The following is a 22,648-nucleotide window of genomic DNA, read 5'->3' on the forward strand; positions in this document are numbered from 1 at the left end:
CGTCGTTTCGGTGAAGGGGAAGAGCGATCGCGTGGCGGTCAGCCGTGTGCGCGCGGCCGGTAGTCGATCATGCTGGAGAACACCGCGATCAGCACGGCCATCACGACGAAGAACAGCAGCGCGAGGAAGTACGAGCCCGACCACTGCACGATCAGACCGATCAGGATCGGCACCACGACGCCGACCATGCTGCCGCAGAAGTTCATCGTGCCGCCGAGCACGCCGGCGCGCTCGGGGCCGCCGACGATCGCCGGCAGGCTCCAGTACATCCCGCAGAAACGGATGAAGAACATCGCGATGCTCAGCAGCAGCACGACCGCATTCGCGTTCGCGATATAGGCCGCCGCGAGGATGCACGCGGCCGCGATCAGCGACGAACCGCTGAACATCGTGCGCATCACGAGGTTCGGCGACGCGCCCGATGCTTTCCAGCGATCGCCGATGGTGCCGCCGATCAGTTCGCCGACGAAGCCCGACATGAAGATGATGAAGGTCGCGCCGCCCGTCGTCGCGATGTTGAAGCCGTAGGTCTTGTGCAGGTAGCTCGGCATCCACGTGAGCAGCCCGTAGAACACCGCGAGGATGCAGCTGTAGCCGGCGAACATCGCGAGCACCGAACGGTCCTTCACGAGTTCGCGCAGCGGCACGCGTTCGGCCGAGGCTTTCGCCGGCGGATTCGCGCGCGTGATGTGCTCGAGCTCCGCCGCGTTGACGCCCGGATGCTCGGACGGATGGTTGCGGATATAGCGCCACACGAGCACGCCCACCAGCATCGTGCCGACACCCGCGATCACGAACGCGATGCGCCACGACCCGAACCACGCGATCAGCCCCGAGATCAGGATCGCGCCGAGCGCGCTGCCGAGCGGCGCGCCGCCGTCGACGAGCACCGCGCCGCGGCCGCGTTCATGCGGCGTCAGCCACGAACCGATCAGCTTCGCGCCGGCCGGGAACACCGGCGATTCGGAGAAGCCGAGGCCCATGCGCGTCAGCATCAGCAGGAACCAGCTGTGCGATGCCGCGCCGAGCGCCTGGAACGCGCCCCATGCGAGCGTCGCGGTCGCGATGATGCCGCGCGTGTGATAGCGGTCGAGCATCACGCCGACCGGAATCTGCATCAGCGCATACGACCAGAAAAACGCGCTCAGCATCAGGCCTTCGAGCGCCGGCGACATGTTGAATTCCGGCGCGATCAGCGGCATCGCGACCGACAGCGACGCGCGGTCGATGTAGTTGATCGCGACCAGCAGCAGCATGATCAGGAAGATGCGCCAGCGGACGCTGGTCGGTCGCGCGGTCGCATCGAGCGAAGCCGGCGATGCCGGGACGGCAGGGGAATTCGAGGGGGGCATGGGTGTCTCCGTCGTTATGGTTGCGGGGGGCGATGGCATCGTCCCGTGCAGCGACTGTAGGGGCACGGTCGCGTCTTGCCTAATGACGCTTCGTGATCGCGTGATAACCAAACGGTGCGACGCGCAGGGGGAATAAGCAGGCGTTATCGGGCGATCCGGTTTTTTCATTACCGGCGGCGCACGGCCGCTTGTAGTGTTTGGTGCGGAGACTTCACACGGAGAAAGCACCATGAGCCCATTCCAATACTTCTTTCCCACCACGCTGAAATTCGGCAACGGCCTCGCGCGCCAGGCCGGCGAACTGCTGAAGCCGCTGTTCAGCGGCAAGCTGCTGGTCGTGACCGACGAAGGTCTGATCAAGAGCGGCGTGCTCGAAGGGTTCTTCGCGTCGCTGCGCGACGCGGACGTCGCGTACGAGATCTTCTCGGGCGTCGAGGCGAACCCGAGCACGGCCGTGCTCGACAGCGCGCTGACGTTCCTGAAGTAGCACCGTTGCACCGCCGTGATCGGCGTCGGCGGCGGCAGCAGCATCGACACCGCGAAGGGCGTGGCCGCGATGGCGACCAACGGCGGCACGATCCTCGACTACGAGGGCTACAACAAGATTCCGGTCGAGCCGCTGCCGATCTTCGCGATCCCGACCACGTCGGGCACCGGCAGCGAATGCACGGCATCGACGGTGTTCACGAACAAGGAAACGCTGTTCAAGACCGTGATCGTGAGTCACAAGATTTTCCCGAAGCTCGCGATCCTCGATGCGGAACTCACGCTGAAGCTGCCCGCGCCGATCACCGCGGCCACCGGCATGGACGCACTGACCCATGCGATCGAGTCGTACGTGTCGAAGCAGGCGAACCCCGTGAGCCAGTCGCTCGCGCTCGGCGCGATCCGCTTGATCGGGCGCAGCCTGCGCGCCGCGTTCTACGTCGGCTCCGATCTCGCGGCGCGTGAAGACATGCTGCTCGGCTCGTTCCTCGCCGGCGTCGCGTTCTCGCAGTCGAAGCTCGGCAACGTGCACGCGATCTCGCACACGATGGGCGGCGTGTTCAACATCGCGCACGGCATCGCGAACGCGGCGCTCTTGCCGTACGTGATCGACTTCAACCGTCCGGCATGCCCGGCGCTGTACCGCGACATCGCGGAAGCGCTTGGCGGAGACGTGACGGGCCTCGATGCGGAAACGGCCGCACGCGGGCTGGTCGAGCAGATCGTCGAACTGAATCGCGCACTGGCGATCCCGTCGAACATCCGCGAACTCGGCGTCGATCTCGCGCAGCTGCCGCAGATGATCGCCGACTCGATGCGCAGCGGCAACGTGCTCGTCAATCCGCGCCTGACCACCGCGCGCGACGTCGAGGCGATCATCCGCGCCGCGTACGCCGGCGAGATCTGAGCGCGCGGCCCCCGCCATTCCCCGAATTCCCCGATTCGATTCAACCAGGAGCAGTCATGTATTACGAAATGCGGACCTACACGGTCCAGATCGGCAAGATGAACGAGTACCTGCGGCACTTCGAGAAGGAAGGCCTGCCGGTGATTTCCCGCTATGCGACGCTGGTCGGCTGGTGGTACACGGAAATCGGCGAGCTGAACCAGGTCGTCCATATCTGGGCATACGAAAGCCTCGACGATCGCATCAAGCGACGTACCGCGCTGTACGAAGATCCGGACTGGCTCGAGAAGTTCGTGCCGAAGGCGTTCCCGATGCTCGAGAAGATGGAATCGAAGCTGCTGCGTCCGGCAGCGTTCTCGCCGATCAAGTAAGCGAGTGATCCTGTAGCGTCTCGACGAGCATGCGCGCACCTGGCGTCAGGTGCGCGAAGGTGCGGGCCACCACGCCGAACGGCTCGTCGAGCGCGGCGATCGCGACCGGCAGGCATGTAACGAGGCCGAAGCGTTCGCCGAACTCGGCGACTTCGCGCGGAATCACCGCGACGAGTTCCGGGTTGGCCTGCAACAGCGTCAACGTCGCGAAGGTCGACGCCGTTTCGATCGGATAGCGCGGCACCTCGATGCCGGCATCCGCGAGTGCGCGTTCGAGCGCGAGCCGCATCGGCGTGTTGACCGGATACGCGACCCATTCCGCGTCGGCGAGATCGCGCAGCGTCAGCGCGTCGCGTGCGGCCAGCGCATGCGTGCGGGCGGTCACGACCGCGAGCGGTTCGGCCTTGAGCGGCACGTAGTCGTACGCTTCCGGGCGGCGGCTGTTGCCGTTGCGGCAGATCGCGAGATCGATGCGGCCGTCGTCGATCAGCGCGAGCAGGCTCGCGCTGGTGCCTTCGACGAGCTCGACCGACAGGTGCGGCTGGCGGCGGCGCAGGTCGGTGAGCGCGCGCGTCAGCAGCGGCACCGCGCCCATGATCACGCCGACGGCCAGATGGCCGCCATGCCCCTGCGTGATCGCAAGCACTTCGGTATGCAGGTGTTCGAGGTCGCTGTAGATGAGGCGCGCATAGCGCGTGACGCAGCGGCCGAGGTCGTTGGCGACGAGGCCTTTCGGTTGCCGCTCGAACAGCGGCATGCCGAGGATGTCTTCGATTTCGCGCAGCACCTTGGTGGCGCCGGGTTGCGAGATCGCGATTTCTTCGGCGGCCTTGTGCAGCGAACCGTGGTTTTCGAGCGCGATCAGCAGTTTCAGCTGCTTGAGGCGAAGACGCGATGCGATGTTCGCGAGAGAGGGAACGGCCAGCGGCTTCATGACAACGACCAAACCGAAAGCGCGCATTATAGCCCGTCCGGTTCTCGAATGATCCTGAGGATCGCTAAGGCAACGCGGGCCTTCCGGCTGTCGGACGCCCCGCATTCGCCGTCCATTCCCGTACATGTCGAAATCGAAATACTTCGACTGGCTCGTGTTGTCGGTGCCGTCGCCGCGGATCTGCGCGATCGCGCGATTGAGTGTGTCGCGCAGGTCGCCGTCGGCCTTGCGCACGCCGGCCGCATCGCCGTTGCCCATGACCTTCGGGTCGTACACCACGCCGCCCGCGAACGAGAAGCCCTTGCCGCGCGGCGTCGACAGGAACCCGAGCGGGCTTTGCACCGCATCCATCGGCACGCCCGGTGACGAGGTCCGCATACGCCTGGTCGTCGCTCGGATGCGGGGGAAGGGGGCCGAGTGATTCGGCGGGGAGGGGGGCCTGTAACGACCGCGCCGGGTGCCATCGGGCACCGCGGCGCGCGGTCGGTCAAGCGACTGCCGTGTCGGTTGCTTTCACTGCTGCGGGGGCGGTAGCCGCCGCACCCGCCAGCCGCCGATAGCGCGCGAGCGCCCACAGCGGGAAGTACGCGGTATAGCCGTGATACTTCAGGTAGAAGATGCGCGGGAAGCCGGGCGCGTTGTGCGAACGATGCCACCAGAAGCCGTCTTCCTGCTGTACGGACTGCAGATACGCGATGCCGCGCTTCACCGAGTCGGATTCGCCATCGCCGAACGCCATCTGGGCGAGCAGCGCCCAAGCGGTGAAATTCGACGTGCTTTCGCCACCATTGGTGCCGCCCAGCTTCGGGTCGATATAGCTGTCGTTCGTCTCGCCCCAGCCGCCGTCCGCATGCTGTCGCGAGCGCAACCACTCGATCGCGCGGGCGATATACGGCTGCGACTTGTCCTCGCCGGCGAGCGCGAGGCCGGCCAGCACGCTCCACGTGCCGTAGATGTAGTTCGTGCCCCAGCGGCCCCACCAACTGCCGTCGGGCTGCTGCGTGCGCTTCACGTAGTCGATGCAGCGCGCGAGCGACGCGCGTTCTTCCGCGCGTTTCGTCACGCCGAAACACAGCAGCACGCGGCCCGACACGTCCTCGGTCGGCGGATCGAGCAGCGCGCCGTGATCGGCGAACGGGATCGCGTTCAGGTACAGGCGGTCGCAGTCGGCATCGAACGCCGCGAAGCCGCCGTTGCGCGATTGCAGCCCGCGCATCCAGTCGAGTGCGCGTGCGACGCGCGGTGCATACGGGTGCGTGCCGTCCGCGTTGCGATGCGTGCGGCCGCGGCGATCGAGCATCGCGGTGACGACCGCGGTGTCGTCGATGTCGGGGTAGTACGGGTTCGCGTACTGGAACGCCCACCCGCCCGGTTCGACGTCGGCCGGCGCGTTCTCGATCCAGTCGCCGCGCAGGTCGTTCACCTGGCGCACGGCCAGCCAGTCGTATGCACGTGCGATGCGCTCATCGAGTTCGCGCTGTGCGCCGGCCGCGTCGCCGGTTTCCGGTGCCGCGACGCCGCGCGCCTGCTCGAGCGCCATCGTGCTCCACGCGGTATCCCATACCGGCGACAGGCACGGCTGGCAGTACATGCTGCCGTCCGGCCGCGTGACCAGCAGCTTTTCCAGCGCATTCTCGCAATCGCGCCGCAGCGGATGATCGTCCGGGTAGCCGAGCACCTGCATCATCTGGTAGCTGTACACGATCGGCGGGAAGATGCCGCCGAGCCCGTCCTCGCCGTTCATGCGTTCCGCGCACCACGCTTCCGCATGACGGATCGCGCGCTGCCGCAGGCCCTTCGGCATCAGCGGCTCGATATGGCGCACCGTGCGGTCGAGCGCGAGGAACAGCTTGCGCATGCCGCGGGCGGGGGGGAAGTACTCGCGCTCTTCGTCCGGCGGCGTGACGAACAGCTCGCGGATCGAGATGTTGCGTGGATTGCGTGCGCGTGCCTTCAGCGAACACAGCACGAGCAGCGGCACCATCGTCGTGCGCGCCCAGTACGCGACCTTGTACATCGAGATCGGCACCCACTTCGGGAACAGCACGAACTCGACCGGCATGAACGGCGTCGCGCGCCACGGCACCTGGCCGAAGGTCGCGAGCAGGATGCGCGTGAACACGTTCGCGCGCGCTGCGCCGCCGAGCGTCAGGATCGCGTCGCGCGCGCGGATCATGTGCGGCGCGTGTTCGCTGTCGCCGGCCGCCTTCAGCGCGAAGTACGCCTTCACGCTGCACGACACGTCCGGATCGCCGTCGACGTACAGCGCCCAGCCGCCGTGCGTGTCGAGCCGCTGGTTCGCGCGCAGGTAGCGCGCCATCTTCTCCTGGCGCAGATCGTCGATCTTGTCCATGAAATGCATCATCAGGATGTATTCCGCGGTGATCGTCGCGTCGGATTCGAGTTCGAAACACCAGCTGCCGTCGGGTTGCTGGAGACGCACGAGGGCGTCGCGTCCACGGGCGATGGCGGTGTCGAGCGCGGACCAGGGGGAAGGGGCGGGTTTATTCATGCGGCGGATCATACCATCCAGCTGGAATGTTTATATGGAGACGCCCGGGTGCTACCATCCGCATCATGAAAAAACGCCTCGAACCCGCGCCGCACGACGTGTCCGCGCCCGTCGAACCGGCTGGAAAGGCCGGCGCACGGGCATCTGCCGTATCATCGGCGTCGGCTGCCGCCGGCGTCGGCGTGCGGCGAAAAAAAGCGCCGGACCAGGTGCGCGCGCAGTTGCTGGCGGCCGCATCGGAAATCGCGACCCATCACGGCGTGGCCGCGTTGACGCTCGATGCGGTGGCCGAGCGTGCCGGCGTGACGAAAGGCGCGCTGCAGTATCACTTCGCGAACAAGCAGGGGCTGCTGGATGCGCTGTTCGGTCAGGCGACCGAGCGGTTCGCCGCGCACATGGCCGCGCGGGTGGCGTCGGATGCCGGCGGCGCCGGTGCGGCGGCGCGGGCCTACATGCACGCGGTGCTCGACGAGTCGCATCCGGCCGCGAGTACCGATGTGCTACGCGTGCTGGTCGCGTCGATGATTACCGACCAGGACACGCGCGAGCGATGGTCGGTGCCGATGCGGGAATGGACGCGCCCCGATCCCGTGCCGCTCGAGCAGGCCGCGACGCTGATGATCTGCCGGCTCGCCGCCGACGGGCTGTGGATTTCGCAATTGCTCGACAGCATCGAGGTATCGGCCGACTTGCGCGCGGAGATCGGCCGGCAACTCGATGCGATGAGCCGTGGCGTGTTTCCGAAGGGGCGCGACGGGGCCGCGTGACGCATGCGTCGTGGCGCCTGGCCGGCCTGGCGCCACGATCCGGCGGCGATCTCAGAACTGCGCCTGCAGCTTGACCTCCCTGGCATCGCGCCAGACCGTCAGCGGCACCACTGTGCCCTTGGGTGTCGCAAGCACGGCGTCTCTCAGGTCGTCCATCTGCTTCAGCGGGCGATCGCCGAACCGCAGGAGCACATCGTAATTCTTCAGGCCGGCGCGATCGGCGACCGTGGCGGGCAGCACAGCGAGGATCTGCAGTGCGCTGCCGGGGAGTTTCAGCCCCGTCTGCTCCTGTTCGCTCAATTCGACAAAATGCACGCCGAAGACCGACGGACGGTTCAACATCGCCTCCGGCACCAGCCGGCGGTCATTCGGAATGCTGGCGAGAAAGCGCGACAGAAACGCGGCCGGAATCCGGATCCGGAAGGCCTTGTCGGCCGTATCGTAGTCCGAGAGGCTGAGCACCAGGTCGGTCCCGCTGATGTCGTAGGGCTTCAGGTCGATGCGGTTCAGCATGATGAAGACGCCCCCGTTCACGGGCCAGGTCTTGCCGCCATCGGCCACCGGCGGCCAGTTCTCGGTGTCGCTGTAGCCGCCGCCGTTCAGCGTCGGAATCGCGACCGGGATCTTGGGCTGCCGGTAGTGGGTGCCGAATTTCCCGTAGTCGCGCACGGTATTGAAATTGCGCTTCTCCGTCGTATGGAAGGCGACGGCCAGCCCCAGTACGGAATCGTTGCCTTGCGGTGACTGCACCAGCGTCAATTGCGCGTTGACGATGCCTTGATCCGCCGATAACCCGGAATCGCTGATGGTCAGTATGGGGGAATCGTAGCGAACGTTCTCGGGGAAACGCTCGGAGAGCCACGTATAGACAGGCGGCGCGGCCTTTTCCTGCGCCAGTGCCGCTGGTGCGGCCAAGGACGACATTGCCAGCAGGGCGGCAAATACAAAACCACGTTTCATTTCGGAATGCCCTTTTCTCTGTTTGTTATCTGAATGGCGGCGGACGGGGGTGCCCGGGAACGCCTTGTTTATTATTTCGTCTAGCGTATCAGTTTTAAGCGCGCAGGTTGACGTGCTTTGATTATCACCCGCTTGCTCACGATCGGGGAGTTGGTTATTCTGGTGCGCATGATCCATTCGCAAACCCGTTCGATTATTTGCGCCGCCATGTTGCCGGCGGGGTAGCGATCGACTGAATGGATGTCGTCACAACCCGCCCGGAAGGCGGGTTTTTGCTTTCTGGGCATTCGATGGAGAGCCTGGACCTGCAGACAGGGAAGTCACTTCACGCGACGGCATCGAACGATGCCGTGTTGCTCCACATGGTATGCGGCAAGATCGCGTCCGGAAAATCGACGCTCGTCGCGCGGCTCGCCAGTGCCGGGCCGGTCGTTTCGATCAGCGAAGACGCGTGGCTCGCGCAGCTCTATCCGGGCGAGATCCTGTCGATCGACGACTACGTCCGGTGCGCAACGCGCGTCGGCAACGTGATTGCCGATCATGCCCGCGCGGTGCTGCAGGCCGGCGTGTCGGTGGTGCTCGACGTGCCGTTCAATACCGTCGCCGCGCGCGCCTGGGGGCTCGCCATTTCGCAGGCGGTCGGCTGCGACCATCGACTGCATTACCTCGACGTCGGCGAGGCGGTCTGCAAGGCGCGGCTGCGCGCACGCAATGCGCGCGGCGACCATCCGTTCCAGGCGTCGGACGCCGAATTCGACCGGATCACGCGGTACTTCGTCGCGCCGGTAGCGACGGAAGGGTTGAACATCGTGGCGTATGACGAAGCCGGTGCCGTCAGGCTGTCGTCGTAACGGTGCGGCAGCGTGACGAACATCGCCTATCTGTCTGAAACGCCCGATCTGCCGATGGTGCAGGTTCCCGCCGGCACCATTGCATCGAGGGGCGACCGGAGCGGCCGCACATGATGCGTCGATCAGCAGCCCTTTGCGACCGGCCTCTATCCGGTGCGGATGCAACCGGTCGTTGCACCACCTTTAATCGAGGACGGGTTGCACGGCGCGACGTGCGAGACGCGTGAATCAGTCGGCAGCGAGGAGCAACGAGGCCGATTCCCATGCAGGAAGGCCCGCTGCTTTCGCGTAGCGGGCATCGATAACGCGGCGCTGCTTCAAAGCGTGTCGGGCCCGTTACGCCAGGCGGGACCCGTTGGGAACCGGTCGCTCGAGCGTGGTGATCACGACTCCGTCGTCCGTGTGAAATCCGCTCAGCAGAAATTGCGACTTGATCGGCCCGACTTGTTTTTCAGGGAAGTTAAGGACTCCGACAATCTGCCGTCCGACGAGCGCTTCCGGCGTGTACAGGGAGGTTATCTGCGCGCTCGTCTTGCGTTCCCCATATGGACCGAAATCCACCCAGATTTTATAAGCGGGCTTGCGAGCTTCAGGAAAAGGTTCGGCGCGCGTAATGGTGCCGGCCACCATGACAACCTTCTGAAAATCGTCCCAACTTATCTGTTCCATACGTGTGTTTTCTTCTCTCGAGAAATCCGGCGCGCGCGTCAATTGAAAAGGGCGCGTCCGAGCCGCGTACTTTACATCAAACGTTCTGAGCCAGCACACGGAATCGCCGGGTGGGCGACGGCCACGGCGTCGCGCAGGTCAACGCAGGCGTTGTGCCACGCATGTCCGTCATCGACTGAAAATCGGACGCACTGCGCAAACGACGGGCGCAGCGGGCGACCCTTCTGTCGGTCGGGATGCGACGTCGGATCAGCGGATTGTTCTCATGGCCGCACGGAGACATCCCATGCGACAGCAGTCAGGCATCTTCCCTGACGACCGTTAAAAATACTGACGTCCAGATTGATTACGACGGCCTGCTGTGCGGGCCGCAAGTCACCGGCGGTGCGGCTTTCGGGGAAAACGTCAGCCTGGCATGGCCCTTGCGTTATCTGGATGCAGACGAACAGGGAGACGCGCGATCCGATGCCGGCGAAACGTACAGCGATATCGATGATCTTGGGGAAGCAGCGGCTGGTTGAGCGTGGCCGCCGTCGCGCAGATGAATTTCATCCCGAGGTGCTGTCAACCTCTGCCCTCGTTGGCGTGGTGGAGGAAGCATGCGTCGAGGCCATGCGTGAGGATATTCGGGGCGACCAGTGTTCGATTGGCAATGTCATGCACTTCAGGCATTTGGCTCTCACGCCGTCGCAAGCCGAGGTTTTCGCAACGGCAACATTTCGGATGTTCGACGGTGAACTGTACTGGTTTGACGTCGTCGTAGCCGACGCAGCGGGCCCGGTTGCAAGCGGCAGTCACGCACGTTCGATAGTCGAGCGCTCGGCAATCGGGTGTCAATCCGATTGACGTCGCAACCTCCGATTTCTGACTGAAACGATATCAATTCGACATGCTAAAGGAATGGAAGATATGAAAGTGAAGTCGACGAATCATCCAGGCAATTCGCTTTTTGACGAGGCATTCGAAACTTTGCCGCTTGACCAGGTGCGCCGGCATCAGGACAAACTGTGGTCCACCCAGTGGGACTACGTCCGTTCCATGTCGTCCTTCTATCGCACGAAGCTGTCGCGCTGGATCGATCGGGAAGTGACATTGGACACGCTTCAAGACCTGCCCTTTACCGAGAAGGATGAGCTTCGGGTCAGCCAGGAGGCGGCATCTCCATTCGGTGACTATGTCGCATGCGGCGAGGCGAGCGTTGCCCGCCTTCATCGCACCTCCGGGACGACCGGGCGTCCGCTTATTCTTGCGAACAGCGCTTCCGATGCCCGGCGGATCGCACACGTCGGTGCGCGCTCGATGTGGGCGGCCGGTTTGCGCCCGACGGACCGGGTGGTTCACTGCCTGAACTACTGCATGTGGACGGGGGGCTTTACGGATCACACGATCCTCGAGGCGACCGGCGCGACGGTCGTGCCCTTCGGTGTCGGCAACACGCGTGTGCTGATCGATTCCATCGTCAATCTCGGCATCAATGCGATTTCGTGCACCCCGTCGTATCCGGGCCTCATCGAACAGATTCTGCGTGAATCGGGCGGCCTGCGTCCTCGCGATCTGAAACTGACGTTGGGGCTGTTTGGTGGAGAGGCGGGGCTCGACAATCCGGACCTGCGAAACGCAATGGAAGAGAAGTGGGGCTTCAAGGTGCGTAATGCCAATTTCGGGCTATCGGAGGTGCTGAGCATCCTGGGTGGTCAAACCGACTGGACCCACGATTTGCTGTATCACGCGAGTGACGTGGTGTTTGCGGAGATCCTCGACCCCGCGACGCTTCAGCGCCTCCCGATCGCGGAGGGGACCGTGGGAGAACTCGTCTGTACGCACCTGCAGAAGGAATGTCAGCCACTCGTTCGATACAGGACGCGAGACGTCGTGACCGTGACCGGCGTCGACCGGGGGCCGGACGGCCGGACGGCGTGGCGATTCCGGGTCACCGGTCGGACCGACGATATGTTCAACGTACGCGGCATCAATGTCTTCCCGAGTGCCGTTCGCGTTGCCGTCGAATCGGTGCCGCAATGGGCATCGGGCATCTTCAGGATCATCCTGAAGGGAGATGGCCCGTATGACCGGATCACGATGGCGGTGGAAGCGGCGCAGGGATTGCCGGCAGACAGCTGGGCACAGGCCGGGGAGCAGGTCGAGGCCGCGATTCGCACGAAGGTCGGTTCGACGGCGGAAGTCACGATGGTGCCGTTCGAACATTTTCCGCGTACCGAAGGTAAAACGCGTTGGGTCGAAAAGGAGGCGTGATGCGCTACGTAAGAGTCGAGAAGTCGGGAGCCGTGTCGACGGTCGTGCTTGATCGCCCCGAGCGGTTGAACGCGATCAGCGGGGATTTGCTGGACGATCTCCATCAAGCATTGGTCGAGGTCAATGCCGATGAAGGGTGCAAGGTCATCGTATTCACGGGCGAAGGTCGGGCATTCTGTGCCGGCGACGATCTCAAGGAGTTTGGCAAGCAGACGGAAAGTGATGCGAGTATCCGCAGTCACGTCGAACGCATCCAGCAGATCACGCGCGATCTGATGTTCAATGGCAAGCCCGTGATCGGCGCCGTGCACGGCTTCGCCGTCGGCGGCGGGTTCGAGTGGTTGCTCAATTGCGATCTGGTCGTTGCTTCGGACGATCTGGTGTGCTTCTTTCCGGAAATGGCGTGGGGGCAGTTCGTCACCGGAGGGGTGACGCAACTCCTGCCTCAAAGCGTCGGCCATCAGCGCGCCATGGAGCTTTGGCTGCTGGGCGAGCGTCAGTCGGCCCAACAGTTGTATTCGCTCGGCCTCGTCAATCGGGTCATCGAACGGGACAAGGTCCTTGAAACCGCACGGGAACTTGCGACGCGCGTTTCCGAACGCTCGGCGTTTTCGGTATCGAGGCTGAAACGCCTGCTGACGACGGAGCTTTCCACTGATTTGGGCCGCAGTCTCGAACTGGAGCAGGTCGCAACCGTTGCAGCGTTTGCGACACCCGAGGCCGCCAGACGCGTCCAGGCGTTTGCTACGAGGAAATGACCATGAATATTCAAGCATTGACGTTCGACTATTTCGGCACGCTGGTGGATGTCGACAAAGGTGGCATGGAAGGTATCGCCGAAGTCATGCGCATCCTCGGGGTCGACTCGCCCCGTTCCGTGTTCGATGTGTACCTCGACTGGGATAGGCGCAACGTGCAGACCTATCGAGGGGGCGCGTACCGGAGCTATCGGGCGGTCGCACAGGACGCCTTGACGGCATGCATCGATACCCTCTTTCCGAAGGCGCTCAACGGTCACGACGTCGAAACGCTCACGGACGTGCTGCTCACGCATCTGGTCGAGTCTTCGCCGCCGCATGAGGATGCCGTCGCGTTTCTCGACTGGGCAGGCGCTCGATATCCGCTGATGCCGATCACGAACATGGACAGCGACCTGTGGCGCCGAAGCCAGCTGGTGCGCTACTTCGAGCATGTCACCACCGCCGAAATGGCCAAGGCCTACAAGCCTTCTCACTTGATCTTCAGCCTGGCGCTGGACCGCCTCGGGCTGGATGCGCCGAACGTGTTGCACTGCTCGCTCGCGAGCTGGGCGGATGTCGATGGCGCAAAGCCGCTTGGCATGCACGTGGCCTGGGTCAACCGCACCGGGGACACGCTCGGCCCGTGGCAGCCACGCCCCGATTTCGAGTTCAAGACGTTGTCGCCCGTTCGGGATGTCCTGGAACAGCTGCCGTCCAATGCTTCAGGGGAATCGAAATGAACCGCGTTACCTTGATGTTTGCAGTCGCCGCCGTCGGTGTGAATGCCACTGGCATGGCGTCGTATGCGCGTGCCGATACTATCGTCAAGATCGGCGCGGCCGGCCCCCTTACCGGAAGTTCGGCACAAAGCGGGAAGGACGATGAGCGCGGCGTGCAGCTGGCCATCAACGAACTGAATGCCCGCAAGCTTGTCATCGGGGGGCAGCCGGTGAAGTTTCAACTGGTGTCCGTCGACGATCAGGGCGACCCGAAGGTCGGTGTCAACGTTGCGCAAAAGCTCGTCGACGACGGCGTGGCCGCTGTCATCGGGCACTACAACTCGGGGGTCAGCATTCCGGCTGCGCGCATCTACAACGATGCGCACGTCGTGATGATCACGGGCGCATCGTCCAATCCACAACTGACGAAGCTGGGATTTGCCTACGTCTACCGCCTCGCGACCAATGACAATGTCATGGGCGGCCGCATGGCGCACTATGCCGCCAACGTATTGAAGCTCAAGCGCGCGGCCGTGGTTGACGATCGGACTGCCTACGGCACCGGGGTCGCGGACGTGTTCGTCAAGACGGCGGAGAAGGACGGAATGACCGTCGTGGCCCGTGAATACAGCACGGACAAGACGACGGACTTCAAGGGCATCCTGACGCACATCAAGGCGCGGAATCCTCAGGTGGTGTTCTACGGCGGCTACTACGCTCAAGCGGCGATGCTGGCACGCCAGATGGTGGATCTCGGCATCAATGCCGTGCTGGTGGGCGGCGACGGCATCTGTTCGCCGGAGTTCAGCAAGCTGTCGAACAACGCGCTCGACAACAAGATGTTTTGTGCGCAGGGCGGCGCGCCGCTCGACAGCCTGCCCGACGGCAAGCGCTTCCAGAGCACATTCAAAGGCACGTTTGGCGCGAACGTGGATACCTATGCCCCCGCCTTCTACGCTGCAACGCTGGTCGTAGCGGACGCCATGCAAAGGGCGAACTCGACGTCACCCGAAGCGTATTCGAAGGTGATGCGCCAGCAATCGTTCACGAGCATGCTCGGGCCGGTGAAGTTCGACGATCAGGGCGACTGGGTCGATGCGCCGGTGACCGTCTACAAGCTGTTGGGCGGCAATCTGACCCCTGTCACCGCGAAGTAGCGAATCGACGTATCGCAGTATCGAAGCCGGTCTCCTGTCGGTGCCTTTGTAGCGCTTGGGCCGTCGAAAGACGGCCCATTTTTCTGGATGCCGGGCAATCACCTGCGGGCCCGCGTCGGATCGGCGAATCGACTTCTAAAAGCATAAGCAACCGAAACGGGCGTTAATTTTTTTAACGGAAAAATTCGTGTCGGGCCTTCCAGCCCGGCCCTGCGAAACCTGCTGGGCGGAACCGTCCCTCTGCCGATCGGCCTGGCATGGGTATTGCTGCGTTGGCTTGACCAAACAAGGAGATTACATGATCAGCTCTGGAGCAACGGCGACCCTGACGCGCCTGGTGGGTGTACGAGACCTGGCCTCTGCCTTCGGCAACGACTCGGATGAACAGTACCCGGATGTGATGTCGACGCCCGCGATGCTCGGGCTCATGGAGCGCGCATGCGCGGAAGTCATGCGAGGCGAACTCGACGGCGATCAGCTGTCGGTCGGCGTCACGACCCAGCTGACCCACTCGGCACCCACCCCGGTCGGCGCGGAAGTGAGCGCTACGGCCAGCTTCCGGGGGCAGGAAGGGAACCTGTACGTATTCGACATCATCGCGCGCGATTCGAAAGGCCAGGTCGGAAGCGGCACGCATGCGCGCGCGATCGTCGACCGTGCGGCAATCGAGAAAAAGGCTGCGTCGCGCCGCTGATCGCCGTGATGGCCCGGGGCGTCCTCGGTTCCAGGAGCCCGAGGCGGTCCTGTCTCACTGTCGTTAGTGGGCAGGATACGTAAGGGGCTTATCAACGCGTGCCGGGGCCAACCGGGTGAACTCGAAAGCGTTCGTATCAGGAAAGGCGCGGCGCGCGTTCGCGGCGTTGACCGGCGGCGGCATGTGCGTCGGTCATGGGGTGGGTACGGGGATCAACATGAAAGTTTATGCCGCTGGTAAGCTGGCTGGGCCTGCCACCGTTCTGCGAACGCTAATGAATGAGCGAAATCTCCGCGCGGCCGATCGATTGCGCGATCTGCGGTCAGCGATCGATACAGCGTGCTGGCTCGATGCACGATGCGTCGCGGCGCATCGGTTCGGCGCTTATGTCCTTACGTTGAGCGATGAAGCGATCCCGCTCGAGCCGGCGGACGACAACGCGGAAGCGTTGCCACGCGTGTGTCGGGTCGATGTCGGGGCGCTGGATCTCGAGCGCCTGCTGAGCGTTGCCAAGGATTCGCTTCAGGAACGCGACACGGCAACGGTCGACGTGCCTTCGGCCGGCGAAGCCGATCTTCACTGCGTCGCCACCCGTGTTTCGATCGGGTCTTCGACGGTCTATCTTTTCGCCTTGAAACCCTGCGCGAGTGACGCTCGGCCACTGCATGATCTGCTCGCGTTACTCGGCATAACCTTGAGCGTTTCACTGAGAAGTTACTTCGATCTCGTCGCACACCAGACGCTCGTCGAGGAGCAGAGAGCAATCATCGACCACATTGGCGATGGCCTGATGGTGCTCGGTCAAGGTGGCGTCGTTCGACATGCGAGCACCGTGGCAGGACGCATTCTCGGGATTGATCCGGCGACCAGCATTGGCCGGCCGCTCGGCGAGCTGATCGACTTCGAGCCCATCATCGCCCCGATCTTCACAACCGGCGTGGGATACGTGGACCGCGAGCTCATCATCGACTCACCCGCGCGCCATCTGCATCTGATCGACACGGCAATCCCGGTCAAGAACAGCTGCGGGCAGGTGGTGTCCGTCGTTAACACGTTCCGCGAGATCAAGCGCGTGCGCAGCATCGCGGGTAAGTATGCAGGCAACTACGCACGCTATACGTTCGAGAGCATCGTCGGGCAGAGCGACAGCCTTCTGGATGCAGTCAGCGCCGCCCGCAAAGCCGCGCGCGGTGCGGCGAACCTGCTGCTCAGCGGCGAAAGCGGGGTGGGCAAAGAGGTTTTCGCGCAGGCGATTCATAACGCGAGCGCGCGCCAGGCGGAACCCTTCATCGCGATCAACTGTGCTGCGCTTCCGCATGACCTGATCGAAAGCGAGCTGTTTGGACACGCACCGGGCAGTTTCACCGGGGCGACCAAAGAAGGGCGGCCGGGCAAATTCGAGTCCGCCGATGGCGGGACCGTTTTCCTTGACGAAATATCCGAATTGCCCATCGATGTTCAGGCCAAGCTCCTTCGCGTACTCCAGGAGCGGGAGGTGACAAGGCTCGGGGATACCAAGGGCATTCCGATCGATGTGAGAATCATCTGCGCGAGCAACCGGAACCTCGAGGCCATGGTGGCAGCGAAGGAGTTCAGAGAGGATCTGTACTATCGCTGCAACGTCATCGAGATCGCGATCCCTCCGTTGCGATCACGCAAGGCGGACATCACGGCGACCGCGAACTTTTTCCTGAGCAAGTACGCGGCGCTGCTCAACAAGAAGATTTTCGGTTTCAGCAAGAAGGCGCTTGACCAGATGAACGCATACGCATGGCCCGGCAACGTTCGCGAACTGGAGAACCTCGTCGAACGAACGGTGAACCTGAGCGAGGAAGGCACCATCGACGACGTGTCGGCGCTATTGCGTCCATCCCGTGTCGTCGGCAGTGGCGCTGAACCGGCGTCGACGTCCGAGAGGCCGGACACGCAGGGAAGACGGGGCGATCAGCGCGTCCAATCGCTGAAGGACGTCGAGCGCAACGCCATCAGTGAAGCGCTTGCCGCGTGTCGGTTCAATGTCACGCGCTGTGCGGCCATCCTCGAAATATCGAAGCCGGCGCTGTATGCAAAAGTGAAGCGATACAACATCAAGCTCGAGCGGCCATTGCATTAGCGTGAACAGGCCCTAGCCAAGTGGGGTGACTGCCGACCCGACGGCGCGAGTCATTTCTGTCCGCCGCGCGATGTTCGATCTTCCTGCCTCCGACATTGACGTCGTGGTAACAGCCCGGGCAGCGCCGGCGATCAACCGGGCGCGGCTTCCTGCGACGCGTGGGCCGTCAGCGCGTCGATGGTGACGCGCAGGCGCGCGGTCATGCGCGAGGTCCTGGGCCACAGCACATGAATGGGCAGCGGCGCCGGCTGCGCATCGGGCAGGACGACGGCAAGCCGTCCCGTCCGGATGTCGCGCTCGGCAAACCAGCCGGGCAACTGCGCCAGCCCCCGGCCTGCCAGCGCGGCATCCTTCACCGCCGCCACGTCGCTCAGGCGCAGGCGTGCCAGTCGCGGCAGGTGGCGCGACTGGCCCACTTGGCCCGCCTCGCCCGCAAACTGCCAGACTTCTTCCGTGCCGTTGCGCAAACGGGCGATGCAGTCGTGATCGCGCAGGTCGTCCAGTGTGCGGAGCGTGCCGCGCTGCGCCAGGTAGTCCGGGGCGGCGCACAGCCGCAGTGTCTGTTCGCCCAACGGGCGAGCGACGTGCGATGCGCTGTCGTCGAGCTGGCCAATGCGTACCGCGAGGTCGAAGTTTTCCTCGACCAGATCCGCGGCCCGGCTGGAGAATTGCACGTCGAAGTCGAGTGCCGGGTAGCGTTCGGCCAGCCCCATGAGAATCGGAAGGACACGCTCGCGCCCATACAGCGCCGGCAGCGCGATCCGCACCCGGCCCGAGGGCAGCAGGCGCCGCTCGGTCAGCACCGACTCGGCCTGATCCAGCTCGGCCAGGGCGCGCAAGCAGCTTTCGTGGAAGGCGACGCCCTCATCGGTCAGCGACATGCGCCGCGTGGTGCGCAGGAACAGTCGCACGCCCAGGCGCTGCTCCAGGCGCGCAACGGCCTTGCCGACACTGGAGGGCGACATGCCCATCTGGCGCGAGGCCACACTGAAACTGCCGCACTCCACGGCCTGGATGAAGGCGAGGATGCCCTGGAAACGATCGGAAAGCTGCATGGCTATTTGATAGTTCAAGTCTTTAATCTTGCTATTGAGTGTATCAATTCAATCTTTGCTTTATTGATTAGCATGTCCTGCCTATCTGCACGCGCCGTCTGGCCGTGCTCTTTCAGGAGTGCTTTTCCATGTCTCGCTCGTCAAGCCGGCAACGCTGGTTGGCCCTGGCTGGCATTGCCATCGCCAGCTTCCTGGGCTGCATCGACTTCACCATCGTCAATACCGCGATCCCCGCCATCCAGTCGGCTTTCCACGCTGAAATCGACCAGGTGCAATGGGTCATCAGCGCCTTCGTCATGGCCTTGTCCAGTTGCACCATCGCCGTGGGGCAACTGGCCGACCGTCATGGCCGCCGCCGGGCGATGTACATCAGCATGGCGTCGTTCGGGGTCACCTCGCTGGGCGCCGGGCTGGCCTCGGACCTGACTGCGCTGGTGGCATGGCGGGCGGTGCAAGGCATGGCCTGCGCCGGGCTGTACACGGCGTCGGCGGCGCTAGTGGCGGAGATGTTTCCCGAGCAGGAGCGCGGCAAGGCGCTGGGCCTCCTGTTCAGCGTCAATGGTCTGGGCCTGGCGATCGGACCGGTCCTGGGTGGCTTGCTGGTGGACGCGCTGGGCTGGCGCTGGATCTTCCTGGTCAACGTGCCGCTGATCGTGATCAGCTTTGCGCTGTGCCTGAGGCGGTTGCAGGCTGGCCCGGCGATGCCCGTGCGAAGACGCTTCGACTGGCTCGGCATCGCCTTGCTGCTGGCGGTGTTGCCGTCCTGGCTGACCGCGTTGATTCACGGCGCCGACTGGGGCTGGGGATCGCCCGCGACCTTGGGACTGCTGGCGCTCGGCAGCGCGCTGGCCGGCGTGCTGGCGTGGGTCGAGCGGCGTGCGCCGGTGCCGCTGCTGCGGCTGGCGCTGTTCGCGCAGCCGCGCTTTGCAGTCGCGGCCTGCGCGACAGCGGCGCTGGCGTTCTTCTACTGCGCCGCTTTCTTCCTGATGCCGTTGTACCTCGGCGAGTTACGCGGCCAGGACAGCGCCGCGACGGGCTGGTTGCTGTTGCCCACGACGGCCGTGATGGCGCTGATCGCGCCGTTGGCCGGCCGCGGCAGCGACCGGTTCGGCACCGGGCCGGTGATGATGGCCGGCTTTGCCGCGCTGCTGCTATCGGCCCTGATGCAGTCGGCCTTTACCGCGACGACGGGCTGGCCGTGGGTGCTGGCCGCGTTCGCCTGCATGGGCATCGGCTGGGGCTGCGTGCTGGGGCCGTCGATGGCGGCTGCGCTGTCGGCACTGCCCGAAAACCTGGCCGGCACCGCGCTGGGCATGGCGACGACCGTGCACAACGTGGGCGGCTCGGTTGGACTGGCCGCCGCGACCGTGCTGTACCGGCTCGCCGCAGAGCACGGTGGCGGCTTTGTCGCCGGCTACCGTGGGGTCATGCTGTTGCTGGCACTGGTCTGCGTGGGGGCGCTGGCCGTGCTGGCGCTGGGCCGCCGCGCGTTGCATGTGCATCCCGCCCGTGCGGCCTCGAACGCTTGAGGGCTGTCGCCCGGTGTGCGGCGGGGCATCGCGTTGGGGCACGTCTCGTGCGTCGCGGGGAACCGCTGCGTGGCCGCCAACGGCCGGCAAGACTTGCCGCCAGCCAACAGGTTTGGCAGACCGATCGCGGTGCAAGTAGACCCGCAGGTCATCATCGAAGCGGAACAGCGGCACGAGCCCACGGCGGTCATGATCGCTTTCACGCGCGACGCATCTCGTGCCGTGCACGCCAACTCAAGGGGCACTCCCTTGGGCAGGCGGGCGGACAATCGCGCAATGGGTGCCGTCGGTGCGAACGCTGACTCGTGTTTCTCGATCGATAGTCTCACCACGCATCCGGACGACTACGACCCTATCAACGGGACGTGGCGCATCAACAATTCGGTCAACTACGTGTTCGGCGTGTGCGACGGCGTTCAGTTCGGCGACGTGACGGCGCGCCGCGTACCCGCACGACCGCTCGACTGACGAAGCCCATTCAACGCGCGCTGACCGCAGACAGTCGCCTGCTGGCACGATGCGCCTCCTTCCCCTGTCGCAATCGTCAAGATTCGCGTCGCGTGCAGATAAAACCTTGCCGTTTCCCCCGCCGTTAACCCGTTCGCAGCCCATGCGCCACGTATTGCGACGCGGCGCGCGTCTTTCGTGATCCGGAATTCACATTCGCCGCTGGCCGCGCCCGGCCGGCGCTAGGGAACGTCATGCGAAAACAACTCACTATCCGTGGTGGTCTCGTCGCGACCGTCGCCGGCTATACCGTGCTGCTCGTCCTGGTGGTCGGCGCGTGCATCGCGGCCCTCTATACGAGCAACGGTTCGCTCGAGGCGATGTACCGCGACGACACCGCGTCGCTGCTGTACCTGAAGACCAGCTCGGAGCGGATGCTCGTGCTGCGCGAACGCATGAGCGACGTCGCGCAGATCATTAGCGCCGGCCACTCGGGCAAGGAAGAGATCGCGAAACTCCGCACGCTCCTCAAGCAGAGCAACGACGAACTGGACGCCTATGCGGGCCTGCACGCGCGCAGCGCCGACGAGCAGGCGCTGTTCGACACGCTGCAGAATCGCCGTCGGGCGTTGCTTGACAGCGTGTTCCTGAAGGCGCTGTCGCAACTCGACGGCGATGACGGTTTCGGCTTCCTCGATACGCAGCGTACCGCGCCGGCCGCGCTGTTCGCGGCCTACCAGGAGGCGATCGATGCGCTCGAATCGTTCCAGGTGGCCCGCGAAAAGGCGCGCTACGATGCGGCCGGGAATCATTTCCACCGGATCGTGTGGGGGATGGCGGCGGTGGCGGTCTTCGCACTCGTCGTCGGCTTCTTTGCGCAGCGCATGCTCGCGAAGGCGATCATCGAACCGATCAAGCTCGCGGTCGACCAGTTCGAGAAAATCTCGAGAGGCGACCTGACCGGAACGGTCGTCGTGCCCGGCGAGAACGAGATGGCTTATCTGCTGCATGCGCTGAAGCGGATGCAGGATGGCCTCGTCGGCACCGTGAACCAGGTGCGCGCGAGCACGGAGACGATTGTCGGCGACGTCCGCACGATCGCGAGCGGCAACGTCGACCTGTCCGAGCGTACCGAACAGCAGGCCGTCTCGCTGCAACAGGCGGCGGCGAGCGTCGAGCAACTGACGGCGGCCGTGCGCCAGAACGCGGACAATGCGCGCGATGCCCGTACCTACGTCGAAGGTGCGGCGGGCATTGCGTCGCGCGGAGGGGAAGCGATGCAGCGCGTCGTCGAGACGATGTCGGCGATTTCGCACAGTTCCGCGCGGATCTCCGGGATCGTCGGCGTGATCGAGAGCATCGCGTTTCAGACCAACATCCTCGCATTGAACGCGGCCGTCGAAGCCGCGCGCGCAGGCGAGCAGGGGCGCGGCTTCGCGGTCGTCGCGACCGAGGTGCGCGGGCTCGCGCAGCGCTGCGCGTCGGCGGCGAAGGAAATCCGTGAGCTGATCGGCCATTCCGCGCAGCGTGTCGAAGACGGCAGCGGCCTCGTTGCGCTGGCCGGCTCCGCGATGGCCGAACTCGTCGCAGCGGTCGAGCGCGTCAATACGATCATGAGCGAAACCAGCAACGCGTTCGAAGAGCAATCGTCGGGCATCGAGCAGGTGAACACGGCGGTCATCCAGATGGAGCAGACCATGCAGCGCAATGCCGCGCTGGTCGAGGAAGCCGCGGCCGCGGCGCTGTCGCTCGACGAACAAGGCGCGCGGCTCAGCGCGGCGGTCGCGCAGTTCCGTTTGCGTGACGAGGTGGTCGTGTGATGGACGGATGCAGGTGATCGGAGCCGGATCGTCGAGCCGGGCGCGCGGCCCGCGAGGTGTGACCGTCGTCGAAACGGCGCATTTCTGGTGCGGACATCCCGATTGCCTGTATCGATGCAAACCATGCACCAGTCCGGTGAAGGACGACACGCGGACGATCGTCGAAACCGGTGCGAAGTGGTTGGCGTGCAGTGCCCGCGAGGCGGCGACGGCATCGCTGCGCTGCTTGTCGGCAAGGGCGGCAGCGCAATCGCGCCAAGGTTCTCCACAGGGTTATGCACGGAAATTGTGGATAACTCGCGGGAGTGTGAA

19 protein-coding genes and 1 pseudogene are annotated in these 22,648 nt (G+C 64.4%); 14 read left to right on the forward strand and 6 right to left on the reverse strand.

Features of this window, described 5'->3' with window-relative positions:
• Window positions 1-38: 38 nt before the first annotated feature.
• Complete coding sequence (locus QZM67_RS07360) at window positions 39-1,352, reverse strand: MFS transporter (RefSeq protein ID WP_301801536.1); 1,314 nt, start codon at window positions 1,350-1,352, stop codon at window positions 39-41.
• Between the two features lie 229 nt (window positions 1,353-1,581).
• Here QZM67_RS07360 and QZM67_RS07365 point away from each other — a divergent pair.
• Window positions 1,582-2,745, forward strand: a pseudogene (locus tag QZM67_RS07365) (iron-containing alcohol dehydrogenase).
• A gap of 56 nt (window positions 2,746-2,801) precedes the next feature.
• Window positions 2,802-3,116 (forward strand): NIPSNAP family protein, encoded by a 315-nt coding sequence (locus tag QZM67_RS07370; protein ID WP_057923989.1) that lies wholly within the window; start codon window positions 2,802-2,804, stop codon window positions 3,114-3,116.
• On the opposite strand, the gene QZM67_RS07375 is transcribed toward QZM67_RS07370, so the two are convergent.
• Both QZM67_RS07375 and shc read right to left on the reverse strand, forming a co-directional pair.
• Window positions 3,109-4,428, reverse strand: a complete 1,320-nt coding sequence (locus tag QZM67_RS07375) for a LysR substrate-binding domain-containing protein (RefSeq protein ID WP_367620429.1) — start codon at window positions 4,426-4,428, stop codon at window positions 3,109-3,111. The genes QZM67_RS07370 and QZM67_RS07375 overlap by 8 nt on opposite strands.
• Window positions 4,429-4,537: 109 nt before the next feature.
• Window positions 4,538-6,574 carry a squalene--hopene cyclase gene (gene shc / locus QZM67_RS07380; protein ID WP_301801537.1) on the reverse strand — a complete coding sequence of 679 codons (2,037 nt, stop codon included), beginning with the start codon at window positions 6,572-6,574 and terminating at the stop codon, window positions 4,538-4,540.
• Between the two features lie 53 nt (window positions 6,575-6,627).
• On the opposite strand from shc, the gene QZM67_RS07385 reads away from it, so the two are divergent.
• A complete protein-coding gene (locus tag QZM67_RS07385) occupies window positions 6,628-7,329 on the forward strand; it encodes a TetR/AcrR family transcriptional regulator (protein WP_301801538.1) in 702 nt (233 codons plus the stop codon).
• A 51-nt stretch (window positions 7,330-7,380) separates the two neighbouring features.
• On the opposite strand, the gene QZM67_RS07390 is transcribed toward QZM67_RS07385, so the two are convergent.
• Window positions 7,381-8,466: a PDZ domain-containing protein gene (locus QZM67_RS07390; RefSeq protein ID WP_175020774.1), complete on the reverse strand. Its 1,086-nt coding sequence runs from the start codon at window positions 8,464-8,466 to the stop codon at window positions 7,381-7,383.
• Between the two features lie 185 nt (window positions 8,467-8,651).
• Here QZM67_RS07390 and QZM67_RS07395 point away from each other — a divergent pair, with 185 nt between their 5' ends.
• Window positions 8,652-9,140, forward strand: a complete 489-nt coding sequence (locus QZM67_RS07395) for an ATP-binding protein (protein WP_301802172.1) — start codon at window positions 8,652-8,654, stop codon at window positions 9,138-9,140.
• 336 nt (window positions 9,141-9,476) lie between these two features.
• Here the strand turns inward: QZM67_RS07395 and QZM67_RS07400 are convergent, their stop codons facing one another.
• Window positions 9,477-9,809: a tRNA-binding protein gene (locus QZM67_RS07400; RefSeq protein WP_175020772.1), complete on the reverse strand. Its 333-nt coding sequence runs from the start codon at window positions 9,807-9,809 to the stop codon at window positions 9,477-9,479.
• Between the two features lie 435 nt (window positions 9,810-10,244).
• On the opposite strand from QZM67_RS07400, the gene QZM67_RS07405 reads away from it, so the two are divergent.
• The 7 genes from QZM67_RS07405 to QZM67_RS07435 all read left to right on the forward strand — a co-directional run bounded on the left by QZM67_RS07405 (window position 10,245) and on the right by QZM67_RS07435 (window position 17,485).
• Entirely contained in the window at window positions 10,245-10,655 is a 411-nt protein-coding gene (locus tag QZM67_RS07405; RefSeq protein ID WP_301801539.1) for a thioesterase family protein, read from the forward strand.
• A gap of 63 nt (window positions 10,656-10,718) precedes the next feature.
• A complete protein-coding gene (locus QZM67_RS07410) occupies window positions 10,719-12,062 on the forward strand; it encodes a phenylacetate--CoA ligase family protein (RefSeq protein WP_301801540.1) in 1,344 nt (447 codons plus the stop codon).
• Entirely contained in the window at window positions 12,062-12,820 is a 759-nt protein-coding gene (locus QZM67_RS07415; RefSeq protein WP_301801541.1) for an enoyl-CoA hydratase/isomerase family protein, read from the forward strand. The genes QZM67_RS07410 and QZM67_RS07415 overlap by 1 nt, the downstream gene beginning before the upstream one ends.
• A 2-nt stretch (window positions 12,821-12,822) precedes the next feature.
• Complete coding sequence (locus tag QZM67_RS07420) at window positions 12,823-13,542, forward strand: HAD family hydrolase (protein WP_301801542.1); 720 nt, start codon at window positions 12,823-12,825, stop codon at window positions 13,540-13,542.
• A gap of 53 nt (window positions 13,543-13,595) precedes the next feature.
• A complete protein-coding gene (locus QZM67_RS07425; RefSeq protein ID WP_367620436.1) occupies window positions 13,596-14,678 on the forward strand; it encodes a branched-chain amino acid ABC transporter substrate-binding protein in 1,083 nt (360 codons plus the stop codon).
• 298 nt (window positions 14,679-14,976) lie between these two features.
• Window positions 14,977-15,372: a thioesterase family protein gene (locus tag QZM67_RS07430; RefSeq protein WP_175020767.1), complete on the forward strand. Its 396-nt coding sequence runs from the start codon at window positions 14,977-14,979 to the stop codon at window positions 15,370-15,372.
• A 115-nt stretch (window positions 15,373-15,487) separates the two neighbouring features.
• Window positions 15,488-17,485, forward strand: a complete 1,998-nt coding sequence (locus QZM67_RS07435; RefSeq protein WP_367620430.1) for a sigma-54 interaction domain-containing protein — start codon at window positions 15,488-15,490, stop codon at window positions 17,483-17,485.
• A 131-nt stretch (window positions 17,486-17,616) separates the two neighbouring features.
• Here QZM67_RS07435 and QZM67_RS07440 read toward each other — a convergent pair whose 3' ends face one another.
• A complete protein-coding gene (locus tag QZM67_RS07440) occupies window positions 17,617-18,540 on the reverse strand; it encodes a LysR family transcriptional regulator (protein ID WP_301801544.1) in 924 nt (307 codons plus the stop codon).
• A gap of 128 nt (window positions 18,541-18,668) precedes the next feature.
• On the opposite strand from QZM67_RS07440, the gene QZM67_RS07445 reads away from it, so the two are divergent.
• The 3 genes from QZM67_RS07445 to QZM67_RS07455 all read left to right on the forward strand — a co-directional run bounded on the left by QZM67_RS07445 (window position 18,669) and on the right by QZM67_RS07455 (window position 22,336).
• Window positions 18,669-20,069, forward strand: a complete 1,401-nt coding sequence (locus tag QZM67_RS07445; RefSeq protein ID WP_175020765.1) for a DHA2 family efflux MFS transporter permease subunit — start codon at window positions 18,669-18,671, stop codon at window positions 20,067-20,069.
• Window positions 20,070-20,138: 69 nt separating this feature from the next.
• A complete protein-coding gene (locus tag QZM67_RS07450; protein ID WP_301801545.1) occupies window positions 20,139-20,537 on the forward strand; it encodes a hypothetical protein in 399 nt (132 codons plus the stop codon).
• Between the two features lie 233 nt (window positions 20,538-20,770).
• Window positions 20,771-22,336, forward strand: coding sequence for a methyl-accepting chemotaxis protein (locus tag QZM67_RS07455; RefSeq protein ID WP_301801546.1), 1,566 nt, complete (start codon window positions 20,771-20,773; stop codon window positions 22,334-22,336).
• The last annotated feature ends 312 nt before the right edge of the window (window positions 22,337-22,648 follow it).

The organism is Burkholderia sp. AU45251 (genome assembly GCF_030482905.1).
Lineage (GTDB): Bacteria > Pseudomonadota > Gammaproteobacteria > Burkholderiales > Burkholderiaceae > Burkholderia > Burkholderia aenigmatica.

Excerpts from the sequence above, each read along its gene's own strand:
- QZM67_RS07410 (WP_301801540.1), top strand. The coding sequence starts at position 10,719 with ATGAAAGTGAAGTCGACGAATCATCCAGGCAATTCGCTTTTTGACGAG.
- QZM67_RS07425 (WP_367620436.1), top strand. The coding sequence starts at position 13,596 with ATGGCGTCGTATGCGCGTGCCGATACTATCGTCAAGATCGGCGCGGCC.
- QZM67_RS07420 (WP_301801542.1), top strand. The coding sequence starts at position 12,823 with ATGAATATTCAAGCATTGACGTTCGACTATTTCGGCACGCTGGTGGAT.
- QZM67_RS07385 (WP_301801538.1), top strand. The coding sequence starts at position 6,628 with ATGAAAAAACGCCTCGAACCCGCGCCGCACGACGTGTCCGCGCCCGTC.
- QZM67_RS07395 (WP_301802172.1), top strand. The coding sequence starts at position 8,652 with ATGGTATGCGGCAAGATCGCGTCCGGAAAATCGACGCTCGTCGCGCGG.
- shc (WP_301801537.1), bottom strand. The coding sequence starts at position 6,574 with ATGATCCGCCGCATGAATAAACCCGCCCCTTCCCCCTGGTCCGCGCTC.
- QZM67_RS07415 (WP_301801541.1), top strand. The coding sequence starts at position 12,062 with ATGCGCTACGTAAGAGTCGAGAAGTCGGGAGCCGTGTCGACGGTCGTG.
- QZM67_RS07390 (WP_175020774.1), bottom strand. The coding sequence starts at position 8,466 with ATGGATCATGCGCACCAGAATAACCAACTCCCCGATCGTGAGCAAGCG.
- QZM67_RS07440 (WP_301801544.1), bottom strand. The coding sequence starts at position 18,540 with ATGCAGCTTTCCGATCGTTTCCAGGGCATCCTCGCCTTCATCCAGGCC.
- QZM67_RS07375 (WP_367620429.1), bottom strand. The coding sequence starts at position 4,428 with ATGCGGACCTCGTCACCGGGCGTGCCGATGGATGCGGTGCAAAGCCCG.
- QZM67_RS07430 (WP_175020767.1), top strand. The coding sequence starts at position 14,977 with ATGATCAGCTCTGGAGCAACGGCGACCCTGACGCGCCTGGTGGGTGTA.
- QZM67_RS07370 (WP_057923989.1), top strand. The coding sequence starts at position 2,802 with ATGTATTACGAAATGCGGACCTACACGGTCCAGATCGGCAAGATGAAC.
- QZM67_RS07405 (WP_301801539.1), top strand. The coding sequence starts at position 10,245 with ATGCAGACGAACAGGGAGACGCGCGATCCGATGCCGGCGAAACGTACA.
- QZM67_RS07445 (WP_175020765.1), top strand. The coding sequence starts at position 18,669 with ATGTCTCGCTCGTCAAGCCGGCAACGCTGGTTGGCCCTGGCTGGCATT.
- QZM67_RS07360 (WP_301801536.1), bottom strand. The coding sequence starts at position 1,352 with ATGCCCCCCTCGAATTCCCCTGCCGTCCCGGCATCGCCGGCTTCGCTC.
- QZM67_RS07455 (WP_301801546.1), top strand. The coding sequence starts at position 20,771 with ATGCGAAAACAACTCACTATCCGTGGTGGTCTCGTCGCGACCGTCGCC.
- QZM67_RS07400 (WP_175020772.1), bottom strand. The coding sequence starts at position 9,809 with ATGGAACAGATAAGTTGGGACGATTTTCAGAAGGTTGTCATGGTGGCC.